Source organism: Vibrio sp. HENC-03 (assembly GCF_000305755.2).
GTDB lineage: Bacteria > Pseudomonadota > Gammaproteobacteria > Enterobacterales > Vibrionaceae > Vibrio > Vibrio owensii.
In genome coordinates this window covers 161,520-181,191 of record NZ_JH976128.1, presented here as the reverse complement: position 1 = coordinate 181,191, position 19,672 = coordinate 161,520, and the positions used below count along the sequence as shown (strand labels likewise).

At 46.5% G+C, this 19,672-nt stretch carries 14 protein-coding genes and 1 pseudogene; 7 read left to right on the top strand and 8 right to left on the bottom strand.

What is annotated here, in order from left to right:
* From VCHENC03_RS28060 to VCHENC03_RS04230, 6 genes and pseudogenes are all read left to right on the top strand, one after another.
* Positions 1-153: pseudogene (locus VCHENC03_RS28060) on the top strand (TadE/TadG family type IV pilus assembly protein); the annotation flags it as partial.
* 12 nt (positions 154-165) lie between these two features.
* The gene (locus tag VCHENC03_RS04210) at positions 166-1,374 is read left to right on the top strand and encodes an AAA family ATPase (RefSeq protein WP_009707498.1); all 1,209 of its coding nucleotides are present in this window, start codon (positions 166-168) and stop codon (positions 1,372-1,374) included.
* A gap of 12 nt (positions 1,375-1,386) precedes the next feature.
* Positions 1,387-2,835 carry a CpaF family protein gene (locus VCHENC03_RS04215; RefSeq protein ID WP_009707497.1) on the top strand — a complete coding sequence of 483 codons (1,449 nt, stop codon included), beginning with the start codon at positions 1,387-1,389 and terminating at the stop codon, positions 2,833-2,835.
* Positions 2,836-2,846: 11 nt separating this feature from the next.
* Positions 2,847-3,815 carry a type II secretion system F family protein gene (locus tag VCHENC03_RS04220; RefSeq protein WP_009707496.1) on the top strand — a complete coding sequence of 323 codons (969 nt, stop codon included), beginning with the start codon at positions 2,847-2,849 and terminating at the stop codon, positions 3,813-3,815.
* A gap of 2 nt (positions 3,816-3,817) precedes the next feature.
* Positions 3,818-4,762: a type II secretion system F family protein gene (locus VCHENC03_RS04225; protein ID WP_009707495.1), complete on the top strand. Its 945-nt coding sequence runs from the start codon at positions 3,818-3,820 to the stop codon at positions 4,760-4,762.
* Between the two features lie 20 nt (positions 4,763-4,782).
* Positions 4,783-5,796: a tetratricopeptide repeat protein gene (locus tag VCHENC03_RS04230; protein ID WP_005436549.1), complete on the top strand. Its 1,014-nt coding sequence runs from the start codon at positions 4,783-4,785 to the stop codon at positions 5,794-5,796.
* A gap of 72 nt (positions 5,797-5,868) precedes the next feature.
* Here the strand turns inward: VCHENC03_RS04230 and VCHENC03_RS04235 are convergent, their stop codons facing one another.
* From VCHENC03_RS04235 to chrA, 3 genes are all read right to left on the bottom strand, one after another.
* Complete coding sequence (locus tag VCHENC03_RS04235; protein ID WP_009707494.1) at positions 5,869-6,975, bottom strand: phosphatase PAP2 family protein; 1,107 nt, start codon at positions 6,973-6,975, stop codon at positions 5,869-5,871.
* Positions 6,976-7,040: 65 nt separating this feature from the next.
* Positions 7,041-8,147, bottom strand: a complete 1,107-nt coding sequence (locus tag VCHENC03_RS04240; protein ID WP_009707493.1) for a phosphatase PAP2 family protein — start codon at positions 8,145-8,147, stop codon at positions 7,041-7,043.
* Between the two features lie 134 nt (positions 8,148-8,281).
* Positions 8,282-9,421 (bottom strand): chromate efflux transporter, encoded by a 1,140-nt coding sequence (gene chrA / locus VCHENC03_RS04245; protein WP_009707492.1) that lies wholly within the window; start codon positions 9,419-9,421, stop codon positions 8,282-8,284.
* A 114-nt stretch (positions 9,422-9,535) separates the two neighbouring features.
* On the opposite strand from chrA, the gene VCHENC03_RS04250 reads away from it, so the two are divergent.
* Positions 9,536-10,468: a LysR family transcriptional regulator gene (locus VCHENC03_RS04250; protein ID WP_009707491.1), complete on the top strand. Its 933-nt coding sequence runs from the start codon at positions 9,536-9,538 to the stop codon at positions 10,466-10,468.
* 14 nt (positions 10,469-10,482) lie between these two features.
* Here the strand turns inward: VCHENC03_RS04250 and ygjK are convergent, their stop codons facing one another.
* The 5 genes from ygjK to ebgA form a co-directional block, all read right to left on the bottom strand.
* Positions 10,483-12,855: an alpha-glucosidase gene (gene ygjK, locus VCHENC03_RS04255; RefSeq protein ID WP_009707490.1), complete on the bottom strand. Its 2,373-nt coding sequence runs from the start codon at positions 12,853-12,855 to the stop codon at positions 10,483-10,485.
* A 15-nt stretch (positions 12,856-12,870) separates the two neighbouring features.
* Entirely contained in the window at positions 12,871-13,926 is a 1,056-nt protein-coding gene (gene ygjJ, locus VCHENC03_RS04260; RefSeq protein WP_009707489.1) for a protein YgjJ, read from the bottom strand.
* Positions 13,927-14,281: 355 nt separating this feature from the next.
* On the bottom strand, positions 14,282-15,724 hold the full coding sequence (locus tag VCHENC03_RS04265; protein ID WP_009707488.1) for an amino acid permease: 1,443 nt from the start codon (positions 15,722-15,724) through the stop codon (positions 14,282-14,284).
* A 203-nt stretch (positions 15,725-15,927) separates the two neighbouring features.
* Entirely contained in the window at positions 15,928-16,377 is a 450-nt protein-coding gene (locus tag VCHENC03_RS04270) for a beta-galactosidase subunit beta (protein WP_009707487.1), read from the bottom strand.
* Between the two features lie 3 nt (positions 16,378-16,380).
* Positions 16,381-19,479, bottom strand: a complete 3,099-nt coding sequence (ebgA, locus tag VCHENC03_RS04275; protein WP_009707486.1) for a beta-galactosidase subunit alpha — start codon at positions 19,477-19,479, stop codon at positions 16,381-16,383.
* Positions 19,480-19,672 lie beyond the last annotated feature (193 nt).

Below are 19,672 nucleotides of genomic sequence, written 5' to 3'. Positions count from 1 at the left end.
CGAGCCGTAAATTACACTTTCCAGTTTTTTGTTTTGGCTGCTTTAATTAATGCAGTAGGGACAACACCTGCGTTTGAAACCATATTACCAGCCGAAAGTTTAGGGGTGTTAAGACCGGAAGGTGCAGGAACGGACGATATAGAAAATTGCTGATGGAGTAGCAGTATGCTGAAACCAGTGAAAATGAATAATGAAAACTATAAAAACCTTAAAACAAACTTGATTGTTTGGGTCGTATATTCTACGTCAAATTTTAAGCTACATTTAACCAATGAGCTGTCTCAATGTGTCAATGTCAATGTTGAATGGATAGAACTTGACTTATTTAACGTCGATTTGGTGAGAAATAAACAAATTCCAGATCTTATTTATATTGAAACAGGGGATAACTGGGCGCAAAAAGTCGCACATGTGTACTCCAGTGACAGTAATTTGCAGCACAACCATACCGCATTGATCGTCTTTGGTGATGAAGCTGATACAGCGTCCCTCAAGATGGCATTACGCCTTGGAGCAACGGACCACTTTTCACGTTCGGCGGACTTAGGCGAGCTGTATCCGCTACTCAAATCAACGGCAGAAGAAAAAGTCTATAACAAGAAGATGGGTGACCTGACCTTGTTTATCAACACAAAAGGCGGCTCAGGCGCAACGACACTGGCGCTTAATACTGCGATTGAGTTGTCTAGTTATGCCAAGAGCAATGTGTTGCTCATCGATTTGGACATGCAATTTAGTGATGCGGCAGACTATTTAAACTGTAAGCCAAAATACAACATCAATGATGTTATCGACTCGGTTAATGACCTCGATGAATTGTCGTTAGAGGGGCTTGTTTACAAGCATCCATCTGGACTTAATTACTTGTGTTTTGATCAAGGAAACTTACAAGGTAATTACAACTATGCGAATGAAGTCAGCAAGTTATTACCTATTCTTCGACAGTTTTATTCACATATTATTGTAGATATGTCCCATGGGATTGAACATGTATTCCAAAAAGTTGTTTCGCCAGCTACCCATATATTTTTGGTCATGCAGCAGAACGTCACGTCAGTAAAACACGCAGTAAATTACGTGAGAACCTTAGAACTGGACTATGGTTTAAATAATCATCAGGTCGAACTTATTGTGAATCGCTTTGAGAAAAAATCGACCATTTCATTAAAAGATATTGAAAGCGCTGTTGGTGGGCACTCTATTCATTTAGTTCCAAATAATTTTGCTATTGCAATCGAGAGTGCAAATTTAGGTAACCCAATTGTTCAATCTAAGAAAAATAGTGCGATAAAAGCTTCTTTGGCTGAAATCTCACATTTATTGGAAAGCCCAACCAAGGAAAATCAAAGTTGGATTAAGAAATTTTTTTCTTAATAAGGGGGAGTCATGTTTTTCAAAAGAAAAAGCGTCGGAAGTGCGTTTCACAATACCGATGAGGCAAAAGACCAAGAATCAAAAGTGGATGAGTTAAGTCGTACAGAACACGTTGAGACTCACTCTGAAAAAGCGACCTTATCTCCGGTTGAAGCTAAACTGAAAGCGATTGAAGAACAGAAAAAACAGCTGGAACAAGATCTCTCAATCAAGCATTACTACCACAAAAAATTGCTTGATACGCTCGATCTCGGGCTGTTGTCCCACTTACAAGAAGACAGAGCAAAAGAAGAGTTACGAGAGGCGGTAGTTCAACTGATTGCTGAAGATCAGACGCACCCTTTGAGCTCAGAAGCGCGTAATCGCGTCATCCATCAGATTGAAGATGAAGTGTTTGGCCTTGGTCCTTTAGAACCTCTTCTGGATGATCCTACCATCTCCGATATTCTCGTAAACGGACCTAAGAACATCTACGTAGAGCGTTTTGGTAAATTGGAAAAAACGCCACACACCTTTTTAGATGAGCGCCATCTGCGCAACATTATTGACCGCATTGTTAGCCAAGTTGGGCGTCGTATCGATGAAGCATCACCTATGGTAGATGCGCGTTTGAAAGACGGCTCGCGCTTTAATGCGATTATTCCACCTCTAGCCATTGATGGGCCATCGGTGTCGATTCGTCGTTTTGCTGTCGAACGACTCAATATGGACAACCTACTAGAGCTTAACTCCCTGTCACCAGAAATGGGTAAGTTTCTGAATGCCGCGGTTGTCGGGGAAATGAACATCCTTATCTCTGGTGGTACGGGTTCAGGTAAAACCACCACACTCAATATTCTTTCTGGTTTTATTCCAAGTGACCAACGTATCGTCACCATTGAGGACTCTGCGGAGCTTCAATTACAACAACCACACATCATCCGACTAGAAACACGACCATCGAACATCGAAGGCAAGGGGGAGATCTCTCAGCGAGATCTGGTGAAGAACTCATTACGTATGCGTCCCGACCGAATTGTGATTGGTGAGGTGCGTGGATCTGAGGCCGTGGACATGCTGTCTGCAATGAACACAGGTCATGATGGTTCTCTTGCCACGATTCACGCGAATACACCGCGAGATGCGTTGAGCCGAATTGAAAACATGTTCTCCATGGCAGGTTGGAACGTGTCGACAAAAAATTTAAGAGCGCAGATTGCTTCCGCGATAAACATCGTTGTTCAAATGGAACGTCAGGAAGATGGTAAGCGCCGTATGGTCAGTTTGCAGGAAATTAATGGCATGGAAGGGGAGGTGATCACCATGTCTGAGATCTTCACCTTCCGTCGACGAGGGGTAGACAAAGAGGGCAATGTTATTGGTGACTATGAAGCCACAGGCATTGTGCCTAGTTGTCATGACCATCTTGTTAAACGAGGCTTAGACGTACCATTTGAAATCTTTAACGAAAAAGCCCGTTAGGAGAGTGTGCTATGGAAAGCCAATTCCCACTTTTCCTTGTGCTGTTGTTTTTGTCGGTATTCTTTATTAGCCAAGCGTTAATTCTTCCTTCTGCTGGTAAAAAAGTAAAACACAAGCAACTGATACAGAGGATTCAAGATAGCCACAAACACATAGACCAAGAGAGCATTTCTCTTCTTAGAGAGAATTCACTCAAGCACCTTTCTCCCCTAGAGCGATGGTTGGTGAATTTCAGCCTCTTTGATGGATTGAAGAAAAAGCTTGAGCTGGCTGGCATCTCAATGGGGTTTACCCGATTTCTGTTCTTATCTTTTCTTGCTGGGGTTGCGGTTGGGTTAGTGATCTTTATCTTTGGTCAAGAATGGTACATGTGCGTCGGGGTGACGGTTGCCTGCTGGGTCGCTATCTATTTCTATTTACAAAAAATGATTGCCGATCGTTTGATGAAGTTTGAGGAGCAATTACCTGAAGCGCTCGACATCATTAAGCGTGTTCTCCAAGCTGGTCAGCCCATCACTCAAGCATTTGGTGAGGTAGGGAACGAAATGAGTGCACCATTAGGGCCAGAGTTTCTCAACACCTTCAACATGCTTAACTATGGCTATGATTTAAGACTCGCCATCATGCAAATGTCAGAGCGTACACCTACGGTGTCTATGCTCGCGTTCTCAAGTGCCGTTCTGTTGCAAAAAGAAACGGGTGGTAACTTAGTTGAGAACATTGAAAAGCTTTCCCAAATCTTACGAGCTCGCTTCAAATTAGCACGAAAAATCAAAACGATTTCTGCTGAGTCTCGTATGTCTGCGTGGGTGCTCGTGCTCGCGCCATTTGGACTCTACGTCATCATTTCATTGGTTCGTCCCGAATACATTGAACTGCTCCATACCACACCAATGGGCGTCAAGATGATTGTGGGAGGGATGGTGTCCTTGTTTGTTGGCACTATTTGGATTCGCAAGATCGTCAACATTGAGGTGTAACTATGAATACAGAAAGCATCCAAGCATGGTTGGCCGGTCTTGCAATTAATCAAGAGACGTTGTTGTTTGCTCTGATCCTCATTACGACGATTCTTGTGGTAATGACCATCGGCTCTATTGCTTTAGGGGTGAATTCACCAGTTAAACGCAAGCTCGCGGAGTTGTCTGGTGATAAAAGGGAAAAGGTCTCTGCCAATAGTAAAGTCGCAGACACACTAGAGTCTCTTGCTCCACTCACTTCGCCAACCAGCGAAAAAGAGCGCCAAACAACACGCAATAAATTAATGCATGCGGGTTTTCATCAAAGTAACTCGCTATCGATGTTTTATGCCATTAAGTCCGTGACAACCATCATCGGGGTTATGGTTGCTACCTTGGTTTATTTGACGATTCCTGAATCGAAATACCTCTATACTTTTATGGCATTAGCTGTGTTTGTTGGCCTAGTGCTCCCTGACTTCATTCTTCGCCGCATGATTGATAAGCGTCAAAGAGCGATTCGTGCCGGGGTTCCAGATATGCTGGATTTGCTGGTGGTTTGTACGGAGTCTGGTCTTGGTTTTAATGCGGCATTGCGTCGCGTTGCCGATGAGCTTGTGATATCTCATCCTGAATTGGCTGACGAAGTGGATACAGTGTGTAACAAAATTCAGGCTGGTAAACCCATGCCAGAAGCGCTTCGAGAACTGGTTTATCGCACAGGTTTAGACGAATTGATGGGGCTAGTGAGTATGCTAAGCCATGCATCAAAAATTGGGGGGAGCTTAGTCAACTCCCTACGCGAATACACGGAAGATTACAGGGATAAGCGCCAACAAGCAGCGGAAGAGATGGCTGCAAAAATCCCAGTGAAAATGATGTTTCCAATGGTGCTGTTTATTTGGCCATGCTTTTTTATTGTGGCAATTGGTCCAGCGCTGATTTCACTGGCTGAAGCATTTAAATAAAAGCAGAAAAGGGATTTGTTATGTGGATTAAGAGATTTGCCATAATTTCGTTGTTGTTGCTTACCGCATGTTCAACAACAGATACGTCGTCGGACTTCAATTCGGAACTTTACTCGGGTAAACCCGTAGAGTCCCTCACCAATGATGAACCACCAAAAACAGAGGAAGAAGCGATTTCTCGAGGCGATATCGCTTTGAGTAATAAGAATGCCGACTTGGCGTTATATGAATACATCCGCTCCCTTTCTTTTCCAAACGCGAAGCATAAAGATAAAACACTCTACACCGTTGGCCGAATCCACCTTGCTCGCGACAACCAAGAGTTGGCAGATAAATCGTTTAGAGCATCATTGGCAGAGAATCCAGATAACATCGGTTCACTAGAAGAGCTAGGTACGCTCTACACCAAACGTGGAGACAGAGAGGCTGGGCGCAGTTACTACTTACGTGCACTGAATGCCGATCAAACTCGCCTCGGAGGAGATCCCAACATCACGAAAGATAATGTCTCTAAAGAAAACATTGCGACTTATCGCTACGATGAGAACTCGCCTGTCGCTGCGTATTCCGGTTTAGGCGTGCTGTACGATATTCGAGGTGATCACGAACTTGCACAAACACTTTTCAGAAAAGCGCTAGATATAGAGTCGAGAAACGTGAATGCACTAGTGAGTCTGGGTTATTCCTACTACATGGAAAAACAATACTCGAAGGCAACGCACTTCACTCAAGCCGCATTGGGTTTGCAGCCTAGCAATGAAAGAGCGATTAACAACTTAGGTTTGATTGCGCTTGCAAAAGATCAACCTCGCCAAGCTCTCAATATTTTTACTCGTCATATGACGGAACCAGAAGCATTAAACAACGTGGGTTACTTCCTGATCTTGCAAGGAAAACCAGATGAGGCCATTCCTTACTTGCAACAGGCTATCGATAAAAATCCGGCTTACTATGAACTTGCTAATAAGAACCTAGAGCGTGCACTGTCTATGGTGAGAGAGCAGAAAGACACCTCAACTGCTTTTCTTCAATAAACATCTCTCTACTACGGTCATAATAATGAAAGCCACTCTTGTTGATAAGAGTGGCTTTTTTACATCGCGATCTTAATTGAACCACTGAGGAAAACGGGCAATAAACCTACCCACGAGTTTCCACAATAAGACGGTCAATATAATCGAAACATAACCATCCACAGCGTAATGCCATGCAAGATGTACTGAGCCGATTTGAATGAGCGCGGCAAATGCGTACGCAAGATAGCCGGCGGTTTTATTTAATCGGTAAAGGCTTAAAGCAACCAAAATCGCGATAGAGACATGCATACTTGGTAGCGCTGAAATCCCAGCACCTAGACCATTCTGTTGATTCTCATAGGCTTGCCACAAGTAGTTTTGCGTATTCAATGCCCATAATGATAGCCCTCCGTAGCCTTCTAAATATTGGCTTTGTGCGTTGAGTGTATCCATAAGAGGGGCAAATTGCTGATCTCCGGTTAACAACTCTAGGTAGCACGGCCCAACCGAAGAAAAGAGGGTCGCGGTGACACTTCCTAACAGCATCCAGGTCAGTAAGAACGTAATTAAAAACTGGAACCTTAAGACAGGTTGACGCTTGTATATGAGAAAGAAAAACAACACGCCCCACATGATAAAGAACCACAAGTTGTAGGCGGTATTGAGCAGCAGTGAAGCCCAAGGTGATGAAAAGACATAGTGAGTAATTAACCATGGATCCAAACCAAGGTGCAGCACTCTATCCAGTTCTGCTAGCGCATGGTCGAACTCATAGGGGTTGATGACAGGAATGATGAACTTAAGGAAGGTGTAGTTTGCGAAAACCACGCCAAGCGTGAGGAACAATAGGATGACAGCAACAGTTTGGTGGAGAGGAAGAAGTATCGACTTCAACTTCAATAGAAAGCGCTTCGTTGGTCGCTTTTCTTTCTTATAAAGTAAATACAGGTAGTAATAAGTACACCAAATAAGAAAAGCAGAATACGTCGCAAGGTATAGAGTGTGGAAATAGGTGTTAACGGAATACTGAAACGGAAACGAATAGTACAGCGTTAGGGCATAAATAGCCGAGGTTGTGAGTAAGCAATACAGATAGAGAAATCGGTCTTTTATGATCTCAATTTTGAGTAATACACACCACTGATAGACTTTATCGAGGGCTTCTCTTTGAGGTTTGTAATTACTTTCTTGTGTCATAGGCCGCACCTCGGGTGAGTGGCTTTATTTGTATCTAATTTCTCGATTTCTTACTTGGTGGTCTCTCAAGGAAACGCTGAAGGGTAGCGGTGAATAAGGTAACCGACGCCTTTCCAGATCAGTATGGTTAAGACGGTCGCGAAATACCCATCAATCGCGTAATGCCATGCTAAATGAACCGAACCGATTTGAATGATTAGCGCAAAAAAGTATGCAACGTAACCGGCGATTTTGTTCAGACGGTAAATGCTCAGTGCGATTAGTACAGCGATGGATACGTGCATACTTGGCATCGCAGAAATTCCGGAACCAATGCTATTGGCTTGCTCAATATAGTCATGCCACAGGTGTTCTTGTGTCGCGAGCGCCCACAGTTGCCCAATTTCTATGTCTAGCAAGTATTGGTTTTGTGCTCTTAATGTCTCCATGAGAGGAGAGAAGTAATTGTTCTCTGATAAAGGCTCGACATAACAAGGTCCAACCGAAGAAAGTAAGGTGGCAAAAAAGAATCCAATCACCATCCAAGATAGGACGAAGGAAAGCAGAAACTGCTGCCTAAGTTGGGGGCATTTTTTGTATATCAGGAAGAAAATCAGCATCCCCCACATCAGGAAAAACCAAGCGTTGTAAGCCATGTTCAACACAAATGAGGACCAAGCTCCGGGAAATAGAGAGTGGGTGATAACCCAAGGGTCGACGCCAAAATGCAATACGCGGTCGAGATTGATAAAGGCTTCATCGAAACTAAATGGGTGCAGAATAGGGATCAGCGATTTCAAAAAGGTGTGGTTTGAAAACACCAGGGTCAACATCAAGACCAACGTCGCGACTGCAATCGTGCGATTTAGCGGAAAAAAAATCTGTGCCAGCTTTCGAAGAAACTGTTTAGTGGGAGACTTCTCTTTTTGAACTATGAGGTAGAAGTAATAATAGGTACACCACATTAAAAAGGTGATGTAGCACGCGGTGCCAATCGTTTCTAAATAGGTCGTCAGTGAATAGCGAATGGGGGATTGAAAGTAGAGGGAAAGCGAATAGATAACAACAGTCGTGACTGCACAGTATAAATAAAGAACCTTGTCTTTGAGTAGGTGTACCTTTAACTCACCAAACCAAAGCGACACTTTTTGCTGCCAGTTAAGTGGCAATTCGTAATTATTATCTTGCGCCATCGATGATCCATCACCCTGATTTTCCCCACCTTATATAAGCGTAGTTGAGAAAACGGGCACTCGTGTTGAAGTGCCCGTTGTTTCTGGTTGGATGACTTGTTTGCTGTTGGATAACGAGGCGTAAGCGAAATAACTTACATCATGCCAGTCACAATACCTGCCGCGACAAAGAACACAATCATCCAAAGCACCGACAAGTTAAGTTTCTTATGTAGGTAGAAGCCAGCTATCACAAGAGCGATATCAATTGGGGCAACGACAGCGCTGCTGAATACCGGTTGGTAAAGTGCTGCTAATAGCAAACCAACGACCGATGCGTTTACGCCGTTGATTGCACCTGATACTGCAGGTTTACCAGCCAGCGCTTGCCAGTTCTTTAGCACGCCAAGCAGCAATAAGAAGCCCGGTAAGAACACCCCTAATGTTGCAACTAGCGCGCCTAGGATAGGTGCATCAGACAGCTCGTAACCAATGTAAGTTGCGAAGGTAAACATCGGTCCCGGTACTGCTTGCGCTGCGGCGTAGCCCGTTAGGAACGCGTCTTGGCTGAGTTGATCGCCAACGATGTTTTGCAATAGCGGAAGTACCACGTGACCGCCACCGAACACTAAGCTACCCGCTTGGAAGAAGTCGCTAAATAGCCCAAGCATCGGCAGGGTATGAGCCACAAACGGCAAACCAACTAGAAGTACTGCGAACAGTGCCAATGGTGCAACGGTTGGTTTAAAAGGTTCGGCAGGCGCTGCGGATTCTTTCTTAAGATATTGAGTGCCAATCAAGCCCGCTACTACAAGCACCAGCATTTGAGTTGCGATACTCGGTGCAACCAATAACGCAATCGCGGTTGCCACACACAAGCCGGCAGTTAGTTTGCTTTGACAGAAGTTTTTGTACATTCCCCAAGTCGCATCCGCCACCACAACGACCGCAAGCAACTTCAAGCCGTGAACAATGTTTTGGAACAGCGCCGTATCGGTGATCTGGCTGCTTACCATCGCAAGCGCCAACATGATGATCACGGAAGGCAGCGTGAAGCCAAGAAACGCCATGCATGCGCCGCCTAAGCCTCCGCGTTTGTAACCCAGAGCAAAGCCAACTTGGCTAGAACCAGGGCCCGGCAAGAATTGGCTCAAAGCCACGATCTGTGCGTATTCGCTGTCATCAATCCATTTGAGCTTTTCAACGAACGTTTGGCGGAAGTAACCGATGTGCGCCGCAGGGCCACCGAAACTGATCCAACCAAGCCAAAAAAAGGTTTTAAAAATGGTAAACATGTTGAGCCTGTTAAATCTCCAATAAAACTGCATCTACTGTAAGAAATGTACTAAGATGACTCAAATTAATAGTTTTAATTTCATCTATGAATGAAATGGGATGAGGTTTGTTCTGTGAAAGATGACATCCAGTGGCGCAATATCGACTTAAATCTGTTGGTGACCTTTTCTTACCTATATCGCTATCGCAGTGTGAGTTTGGCGGCCGAGAAAAGCTTTGTCAGTCAGTCTGCTATGAGCCACAGCTTGTCGCGTTTGCGCGTGTTGTTTGATGACCCATTGTTTGAGCGTAAAGGTCATAAGATGGACCCAACCGAGCACGCGCATCATATTGCGCCGACGGTGCATCATTTATTGGACTCGATTGCCAAAGACTTACTGACGAAGTCCGCTTTCCAACCAGAAAACTACGCCGGCGTGTGCCGCATAGGGTTAACCGACTACGCCGAGTTTATCTTCGCCCCACTGCTTTATGATGAAATCCGTAAGCGTGCGCCAGAAGCCCAAATCAGTTTTATTAACGTCAACCGCAGCAATTATGTGGCGATCACGGAGCACGATAAGCTAGATGTCATCATCGGCAGTATGCCAGTGCTCGACGATAACTTTGAGAGCCAGTACCTCTACACAGAAAAGCACGTATGTCTGTGTGATAAGCGAGTGTTGAAAGGCGAAACACAATTGTCGATTCACGTTTTTGCCAATATTGAACAAGCCCTCGTGAGCCCTGATGGTAGCTTGAGTACACAAGTAGACAAAAAGCTTGCTGAGCATGGCTTGAGCCGAAAAGTCACCGTTGCTTCACGTAACTTCCTGACAATTCGAAACTTGCTTAAACAGCGTGAGTTGGTTGCGATTGTGCCGGAGAAAATGGCGCAAGCGGAAGGGTTCTCGGACGATTTGGTGAGCGTCCAGCCGCCGATTGCGGTAGCGGATTTTGATATCGCCATGTTGTGGCATACCAGCCGTAACAACGAGGATAAAGGGATTTGGCTGCGTCAGCTGGTGGCAGAATTGATTACAGGGAGCAACGAAGGCTCCCTGTAATTGACGACTGATTTCTACTCAGTGAAGAAGTCGTTGTACAGCATGTATAGGTGCGCCGCGCTCCATGAGAAGTTTGGTGCGCCTTGTTGATCGCCCGTCAGTGGGTTGTAGTTCTCACGAATCGGGCCATCTTGCACTAGGCCGTCCGCATGCTGGAAGAAGGCCGTTGCCATTTCAATGGCGTCGTCACGATAGCCATATCTGTCCATGCCTTTCAAGCCGAAGTAGAACTGATCGACCCATACGCGCCCACGCCAATAAATGTCAGGGCCGAAGGCAGGGTTGGAGAGTGCAGCCGTACCCAGTGGCACATACGTGTTGAACTCATTGCTGTCTTTCATCACTTTTACGACGGAATCGGCATGGGCTTGAGTCGCCGCACCATTAAACAGTGGCGACCAACCTTCAGGTCCCATACCGCGCTCGACAATCGGTTTGCCTGCACAGCCATTTGCGAGTGGTTTATCTTCGATGCGAATGTCGTAGAAGAAGCCCGTTGACTCATCGAACATACAAGTGTTGATGTAGTTCGCTAGATGTTTAGCCTTCGCTCGGAAGTCTTTTGCTTCGTCTTCTTTGCCTAACATGTCCGCCATTTCAGCCAGATATTGGTTATCGCTGTACATGTAGCTCGCTTGGTCGACGGATTCTTGTAGCAGCGAGTAACCCAGTAAGGTGCCGTCTTCAGCGCGGTTCTGCGCAAATTCCACATCCCAATCGCTGCGCTTACCGCCTTTGGCAACGTAAGTATCCAGCTGTTCTTTATCGATGAAGCCAAATACCGCTGCGTCATCACGGCCAGATTCCCAAGAAGCGGCGGTTTGTGCTGGGCTTTCGATGTAATCGTAATTACCCTCTGCCATCACTTTCGCCAGCGCTTTCTTACCCACCACCGTTTCATGCTCTTCGCCGCGAACCACCGTAAAGTACATTTCACCTTCTGGCGTGTTGTGCGCTTTGTCTACCGCAGCGCCGTATTCAGGAACGCCGTTGCCGTTGTTATCGCGGTTACGCAACCACCAGTTGTGGTACGCCACAAGCTTCGGATACATTTCTTCGATCCATGCCTTATCGCCGGTGGTTTTGTACACCTCCATTACCGCCCACGCAGCAAGGCTTGGTTTGGTATTACGTTCGTTCCAGTTGCCTCCGTCGCCGCCACGTTCAGGGCTTAAGTTGTAAGCCAATAGATCCGGCACATAACCCTCATCCCAAGGGCGAACAGGATCGTCTGCTTGAATTTGATAAGCGAACATCGCACGAATGTTGTCTTTCGCGACATCTGGGTTGAAGTGCGCCATCGCATAAGCTTGCTTCCATGTGTCCCAAGGCCAAGTTTGGTTACCTGAGAACCAACGAGCGGTCACGGATGGGGTTACCGAATCAAACTTCATCGCGCCTGCGACACCGCGCCAGTTACCGTTCAAGGTTTCCATCGATTTCACCGCCACGCGTTCTTGCTCTGGTGTGGCGTGTGGGTTGGTTAAACCTTTGGCTAGATAGTCTTCCCAACGCTGCTCAGAAGCCGAAAGGTAAGCTTCTGGATTTGCCAAAATGTCTTGAATCTTCGCTTGTTCAGCTTGGTTTTCTTTTGCGGTTAAGACATGAGAGTAGGTGGTGTAAATCGTGGTTGAACCGTCGATTTCCGCCGTAGAAGTAAACTGATGACCATTCACTTGAGTGTCCATGTCGATGGACTTATGGATTTGGTATTCAGACTCGCCAGAGGTCAGCAGATCCCACGTTGAACGCACTTTGCCAAATGTCACTTTTAAACCGTCATCCGTCGCGACGATCGTGCGCTTGTAATTTGGGTACTGCTCATCAATGGTTTTATCTGATTGGGATTTGCCTTCCTTCGCGTGGTACTTCTCAAGCAATTGGCCATCCCATACGAGTTCAACTGGGGCGTCTGTGGTGATGCTGGTTTCTAACAGAGACGTGCGATCAGAAGCAAAGCGCAGAGTCATCTCCACAGTGACATCATCAGAGGTTAGCTTTTGCACCAATGCGCCCGGCAAGCTGTACGCTTCCATTTCGAAGGCGACTTTTTTGCCATCTTTGTACACGCTTAAGCGATCAAAATTATTGGCCATAAAGTTGATGTATTCTTCGGTCAGGAGCGCCGTGCCAGGAAAGCCACCCATACCTTCTGCATTGTCAGGCAATAAGTGTCCGTGCCATGCGCCCATATCGAAAAATGGATTAAAACGCTGGTGGTCATCAAAGTCGTAATCGCGCATGTATTCTGGAGAGCCTGTACGGTCAATTACATTCTTAAACTCGCTCGCTTGTAACGGTGCTTCAGAAGTTGTGACGGTATTACAGCCAGAGAGTGTCACCGCTGAACCAACGGCTAAAGCAATTAGGGTTTTACGTAAAGTCATGTTTGGTTCCTCGGTTTACCAGTAGAAATATTGCATTGCGAAAACTTGAGCATCGCCCGTCACGTTGTCATCCCCGACAGCAAAGCGACTATCAAATGCGGTTGCCCATGTGCCGCTGGCGTATTCCCACCACACGCCGGCATTGATGTAAGAAGTGATTTCATCTTCAGCGGTGTCTGATTCAAAGTTAGCGTAGTTGTAGGCCGCTGATAGATAGACACCCGGTGCGGCTTCATACCACGCACTGGTCATAAAGCCTGATTCGCTGCCGTCTGAAACTTGGTTGCCCTTATCGGTGTCGTGCCATACACGCGCGGCAACGTTTTTGTATTCCGCACCAATGAGGAACAGTTCACCACCGTCGTTGTTACGAACTTCGGCACCGCCCATAAGCGTTAAGTGCTCAGCAATGTCGTATTGGATGTAACCGTTAACCATGGCGTTCTTATCGATCCATTGATCAGCGAAGCGGTCGTATTTACCAAAGTTGACCCAAGAATCATCTTCAGAGAAATCCGACTCAGGAGCGGCTGAAATGCTGTAGCGGAATTTACCTTCAAGGTTTTGGATCTTAGCGCCCAAGAACACGTCCCTTGTATTGGAGATCACGTAGCCATATTCGACCGTAGCATCGCCCCACCATTGAACGTCATCCAGAGAAGAGTCCATACGGCCAATCATAAACTCGGTGTTGCCATTGGTGCGGTAGCCAGCATAGAAACGGTTGAAGCCGCCCTCGAAGCCTCCCCAACCATGGCCTGTCGCCCAAGCATTGCCATCATCATCGGCTTGAACCGTCCAACCTTCCATGTACGCAAGGCCGAACCAGTTACCGTATTGGACCGCGAGGCCACCCTCGATGTAAGTGCCGTCTGCGTAGCGGCCTTTATTTTCGCCTTCTAACGCGACATGGCCACCAACGCCTAATTCGCCGTAAAAGTCGAAGCTGACTTCTGCGTCGGATTTTGGAGGTTGAGTAGGGCTATGGTCAGCTTGGCTTTCAGATGCATGGACATTGACAGCGGTAAGAATCAATCCGGACAAAACAGTTTTAGTAAAACAAGTCTTCATTTTAATCACTTCTTAATTGAGTAGGATTTATCGTTTGCTGACGTGGCTGAATTTATATGGGGGTGCTCTAAAGGCTTTAGGATCAGCTCGTTTGCAAACTTGGGATCAATTTTATCGATCAAATGGTATTTGATTAAATGCTATATAGTTAAATTGTGATCGACATTTAGTAAAGTTTTACTTGTCGTTTTTATGGATTGAGAGCGCTTATATAGGAAGAGGGAATGATGGTTTTTGCTATGTAATTACGCCCTAGAATGCGCTTGAAGTGTGGTGGTTTTGCAGGGGAAGCAGGACAAAAGCAAAAAGAGCATCACGAAGATGCTCTTTGAGTAAGGATGGGATTAACGCTTATTTATGATTGCGTTACTGGCTCTTGCGCCTTTTCTTGCGTTGCTTGTTGTTTGATAGCTTGCTTCTTTTCAAAGCGAGAGATCCACCACCAAGCCAGAGCAGAGAAGACGGCAGTCATAAACACGTTAATGAAGAACGCACGTACCAAATCAACACCTGTAGGGAATGCCGATGCGGTCATGCTCACCACGAAGATGACAATCAGTACCGACACCACACTCATGCCCACTTTGCGTGAACCCATACGGAAGTCGCGCGGTGTATCGTCGTGTTTTAGACGGAACACAAAGTACGCAATCATGATGAAGATTGGCGGTAGCATCGCCGTACCTGCCGTTAGGTTGATCGCTTGGTTCATCATGTCTTGCACGGATTCTGAACCAAAGCCGTTGACGATCAGCATCACCACAACGAATGCGAATTGCCACCATGCTGCACGCACAGGTACACCGTGTTCGTTTAGCTCTGTGGTTTTCTCGCCGTACACACCTTTTGGAATTTCAGAGAAGTGAATTTTTACTGGTGCTGCAGTCCACATCATCATTGAGCCAAACATCGCGATGAACAAGATGATACCAACGAAGCGGCCAACCAATGCTGTTGAAATGTCGAAGTATTGCGCCATACCGGTAAAGATTTCTACCATGCCGCCTGCGTAGGTTAAGTCTTCACGCGGAACGAACACGTTCACCAAAAGTGAGCCAATAGCGTACATCGTACCAATCAAGACGCCCGCCATGATGATCACTTTGATGAAGGCTTTTTGGCCGCCTTTGACGTCTTTCAAGTAAGCCGCTGCGGTTTCTGCACCGCCTGCTGCTTGGAAGATCCAACACATAATGCCTAGCGTTGCCCAGTTAATAGTTGGGCTCATTGCCTCTAGTGTGATTGGTTCAGCTGGCGTGTAAGTGTCGCCGCCTAATGCCATTAGCGCGCCGAGAACGTAAATGCCGAATAGTGCAAACACACCGTAAGCAACCAGCTCAGAAATTTTGCCCAACCAAGATGCGCCTTTGGTTGAAATGTGGGTCGCCGCTGCGAACAGAACAATCGAGATCACCGACGTCACCATTGGTGAGAAGGTGTATTCGTAACCAAGCATTGCGTAAGACGCGTAAGCAATCACGTTTGGTAGCAGAGACACAAACCAGAATAGGTTTACGAACCAGTATAGGAACGAACCTAGGTAAGCGGCTTTAGAGCCAAGTGGTTGTTTAAGCCAGTCGTACATGCCTGACTCAGAGTTTTTGTTCGCCGAAACGAACTCCGCAATGATGAATACAAATGGAATGAAGTAAACGATCGTCGCGAAAAGGAAGATAGGGGCAGAGCTAAGGCCAAGCTCAATGTTGTTGTTCACGATGTTACGGACGTTAAATACCGCCGCAAATGTCATCGACAGCAAGGCGAATTTGCCAATGGTGCCGCGCATAGATTCAGACATAGAGTCCTCCGATGAATCACGTCAATTCCCTTCGTAACTCAGTGATAGTGCTATTGACCGTTTTATCATCCTTGGGCGAATACTATTCGTAATCGCGTTGGAATGCTGAGGTCGACAACTGATCTGTGATCTGAATTACTTTGGGTTTATTTAATTATTTTGTTGTTAGGCCAGACGCGTTGTCTGGCCTTGCCTGTAAGCCGTTATTTATTTAGGAAATAGCCATCTTCGATGGTCACTTTGAGCACCACTTTTCTTACTCGGTTGTCACCGTGGAAGCGGTACGCTTTATCGTTATCAAAAATTGCAACTTGGCCTTCGCAAAGCTCACGTGTCTCACCTTGACCTGAGAGAAATTCGCGGTCAGTTTCATCTCGATATGCTTGCTCTAGGCGTAAATCGGATTTGTCGGCGAACTCCACAGTTTCGCGACCTTCTAGGTAGTAATGCACGTCGAAGTAGCGGCGGTTCCCTTCAAACAGGTCGGTTTGTTTTGTGCCGTCTTCAATCATGTAAACCAAAGAGTCACCAATCGAATACATCACGCCGTCTTTGATGTTGGCGATGTTCTCAATCGCTTCCACGCAGCGGTTCCATTTACGACCGTCGCGGTACACGACTTTGAATTGTTCTAAGTTGTCTAACACGATCATGGATTACGCCTCGTTTGCTGTTTGAGTATTAGGTTGAGTGAAGAACGCATTGTCGAAATCATGGTTTGCCATGGCTTGTGCACTGCAATCGCCTGCTTGAAGTGGCATCAGTGTTAGGCCATAACGGAACTCGTTCATGTAAACGCGGTATGAATCAAGCACTTCGCTGCCCCATGAGTTCGAGCCCAGTCCCATCACTTGATGGTCAAGGTTGAGCGTGATGTAGCCGCTCTTTTCTAGCTCAATGGTGTGTTGCGCTTCGTGCAGGTTTTGGTTGGTGTAGAACCAAGCGCTGAAGTTGATTTCTTGCTGTGGTTTCACTAATAAGCCCGTGCCATGGCGATTCGTCAGTGACGCCCAACGAACGTGTTGGCGGTTGCCGTTGTTTTGTGGGAACGGGTAGTTCTCAAACATGTCGGCTACCGTGCTGCGGTAGACATCAATCAAGTTCGCTTGGCGGCTGTCTTGGTAGTTTTCTTCAGGGCCACGACCGTAGTAACTCACTTGGTCAAAGTTGCCGTTGATGCCCAAATCCAAGCCAATTACAGGGATTACGTGTGGGTAATCGCCATAGCGTTCGCCGCTTAGTTCCACATTCAAATGACCTTGTGCGTTGATTTGGTAGCGGTAGGTACAGCGCATGCCAAAATCGAACACCGGTGGCGCAATGATGCTGGTGGTCGTAATCGAAACCGAGTCGTCCGTTGCTTCGACTTGTAGCGTGCGGAAGTGCTCTTGCATGATTTGTAAGTGCGCTGGGTGCCACAAACCTTCGTACTCTTGTTTGTGGTTATCAATCATTGGCTTGAAGAAGTTCAGTCTAGGTTCTGACTGAATCAGCTCTTCACCATTGACGCGCCAAGAGGTCAGCTTGCCGTTGACTTTAGAGAAGGTCAGAGTGAAGTTGTGGCCTTCAATCACATGTTCCAAGCGGCTTTCTGTGGTGACTAACGCTTGTGCATTGTGGCTAACAAATTCGGCTTCGCTTGCAGTGTTCTCTTTTAGTTGGAATTGGTATACCGCGATGTCGTGGTTTGCTTCGCTGTACAAAGTGCGGCTGTCTTTACGCACGGTGAAGTTGATAAAGGCTTCACGCTCGTCCAGTTCTGGCAAGTTAATCGTGATTTCACGCGCGCTGTTTGCAGCAAGTTGTTCGACCTTAAACTGCACGCTGCGCAGCGTTTCACCTTCCGCTCGGACATCTGCCGTGATGGTGTAATCATCAAGGTTGGTAAACCACAATTTGTTCTCTACGGTGAAGGTGTTTGTCTTGCCTTCTACTGCTTGAATTTTCACTGGAGCGATGACTTGTTTGTACTCTTTCAAGCCCGGTCCAGGTGTTTGATCTGGGTAAATCAAACCATCCATACAGAAGTTGTAGTTGTTCGGGTAATCGCCGTAATCACCGCCGTACTTGTAAAACTCTTGGCCGTTTTCATCACGTGCTAATACGCCGTGATCACACCATTCCCATACGTAGTGACCTTGAATGTGGTCGTGCGCATAGAACACGTTTTGGTATTCCGTTAGACCGCCAGGGCCATTACCCATCGCGTGTGCGTATTCACAAATGATGCGTGGTTTCTCGTGTGGGTGCTCACCAAAGTGATTCATGAGCTGCGCTCGTGAGTACATGGTTGAAATCACGTCGACAACTTCTGCATCACGGTCTTCTTCGTAATGCACCAAGCGGGTGTCATCAATCGCTTTGGTTGCGTCGTACATTGCGCGGATATTGCAGCCGTAACCGGACTCGTTACCCAGTGACCACATGATGATAGAAGGGTGGTTCTTTTGGGCGTGAACGTGGCGTTCTGCACGGTCAACAAACACACTTTCCCATGCTGCATCGTTGGTGATGCGGCTTAGATCGCCAACGTTCGCGAAGCCGTGGGTTTCTACGTCGGTTTCTGCCATTACGAATAAGCCGTAAATGTCACACAGTTCGTAGAAGCGTGGGTCGTTAGGGTAGTGCGCGGTGCGAACTGAGTTGATGTTGTGTTGTTTCATCAAGATCAGATCTTTCTCGATGCGCTCCATGCCGACTGCACGACCTTTTAGGTGGTCGTTGTCGTGGCGGTTCACACCGTGCAGCATTACGTATTGGTTGTTGATGTAGAACAGACCATCACGCACTTTGATGTCACGGAAGCCAACGCGCTGCGGGATCACCTCAATCACATTGCCTTGTGCATCTTTCAGTGTGATGAACAGTTGGTACAGGTATGGGGTTTCCGCGGTCCAGTGGGTTGGGTTCACTACATCAATGGCAAAGTTTGTTTGGCTGTTGTCTTGGATAGTCAGTGCATCACATTGGCCACTAGCAATCACTTTACCTTTGTCTTGGAGCGAGTATTCCAGCGTGTAACCAGAAGCAGCCGCAGTAGACAGGTTTTCTAGCTCAACTTGGCAGCTTAAAGTGGCACTTTGGTAATCGTCGGCGAAATCAGTACGAACAGCCAGGTCTTGGACGTGAACGTGCTCTTTTCCGACAAGGTAAACATCACGGAAGATACCCGCCGTCCACCACATATCTTGGTCTTCAATGTAAGTCGAGTCTGCCCATTGCATGACGCGCACAGACAATAAGTTCTCGCCTTGTTGAACGTAAGAAGAAATGTCGAACTCAGCAGTCAAGCGACTGCCTTTGCTAAAGCCAACGTAATGACCGTTTACGTAAACCTCGAAGTAAGTTTCAACGCCATCAAATTTGATTATGGTTTGTTTGTTGTCCCATTGCTGGCCAAGCGTGAAAGTGCGTTGGTATGCGCCAGTTGGGTTGTCGGTTGGGACAAACGGTACGTCGATAGGGAATGGGAAACCTTCGTCAGTGTATTGAAGGTCACCGTGGCCTTCCATTTGCCACATGTTCGGAACGGTAATGCGTCCCCAATCTTCCATTTTTTGAGAGTAAAACGCTTCAGGCACCAAAAGCGGGTTAGTGAAGTAGTTGAATGTCCATTGACCGCTCAGCAGTTTAAAGCGGCTGCTCAGTTCGCGTTGGAACGTTTGTGCGTTTTTAACTGAATCGTATGAGAAGAAGTAAGCACGTGGTGCCATACGGTTCTCATGTAGGTGAAGGAAGTTTTCCCAGTTGTTCACGTTTGTTCTCCCCTCGGCTTAGCTTGGTCATTTCGACGCGGTATCGTCAGCGTCGAATCTGCCCAAAAGAAATGCAGCCGATGTATTGTGAAAAGGCTTATGAGTTATCTGGGAAAGATATTAGTAAAAGTTTTACTAAAATAAATTAGTGAAAACGTTTAACTTTAACTCGATCACGTTTTAATACGTGATT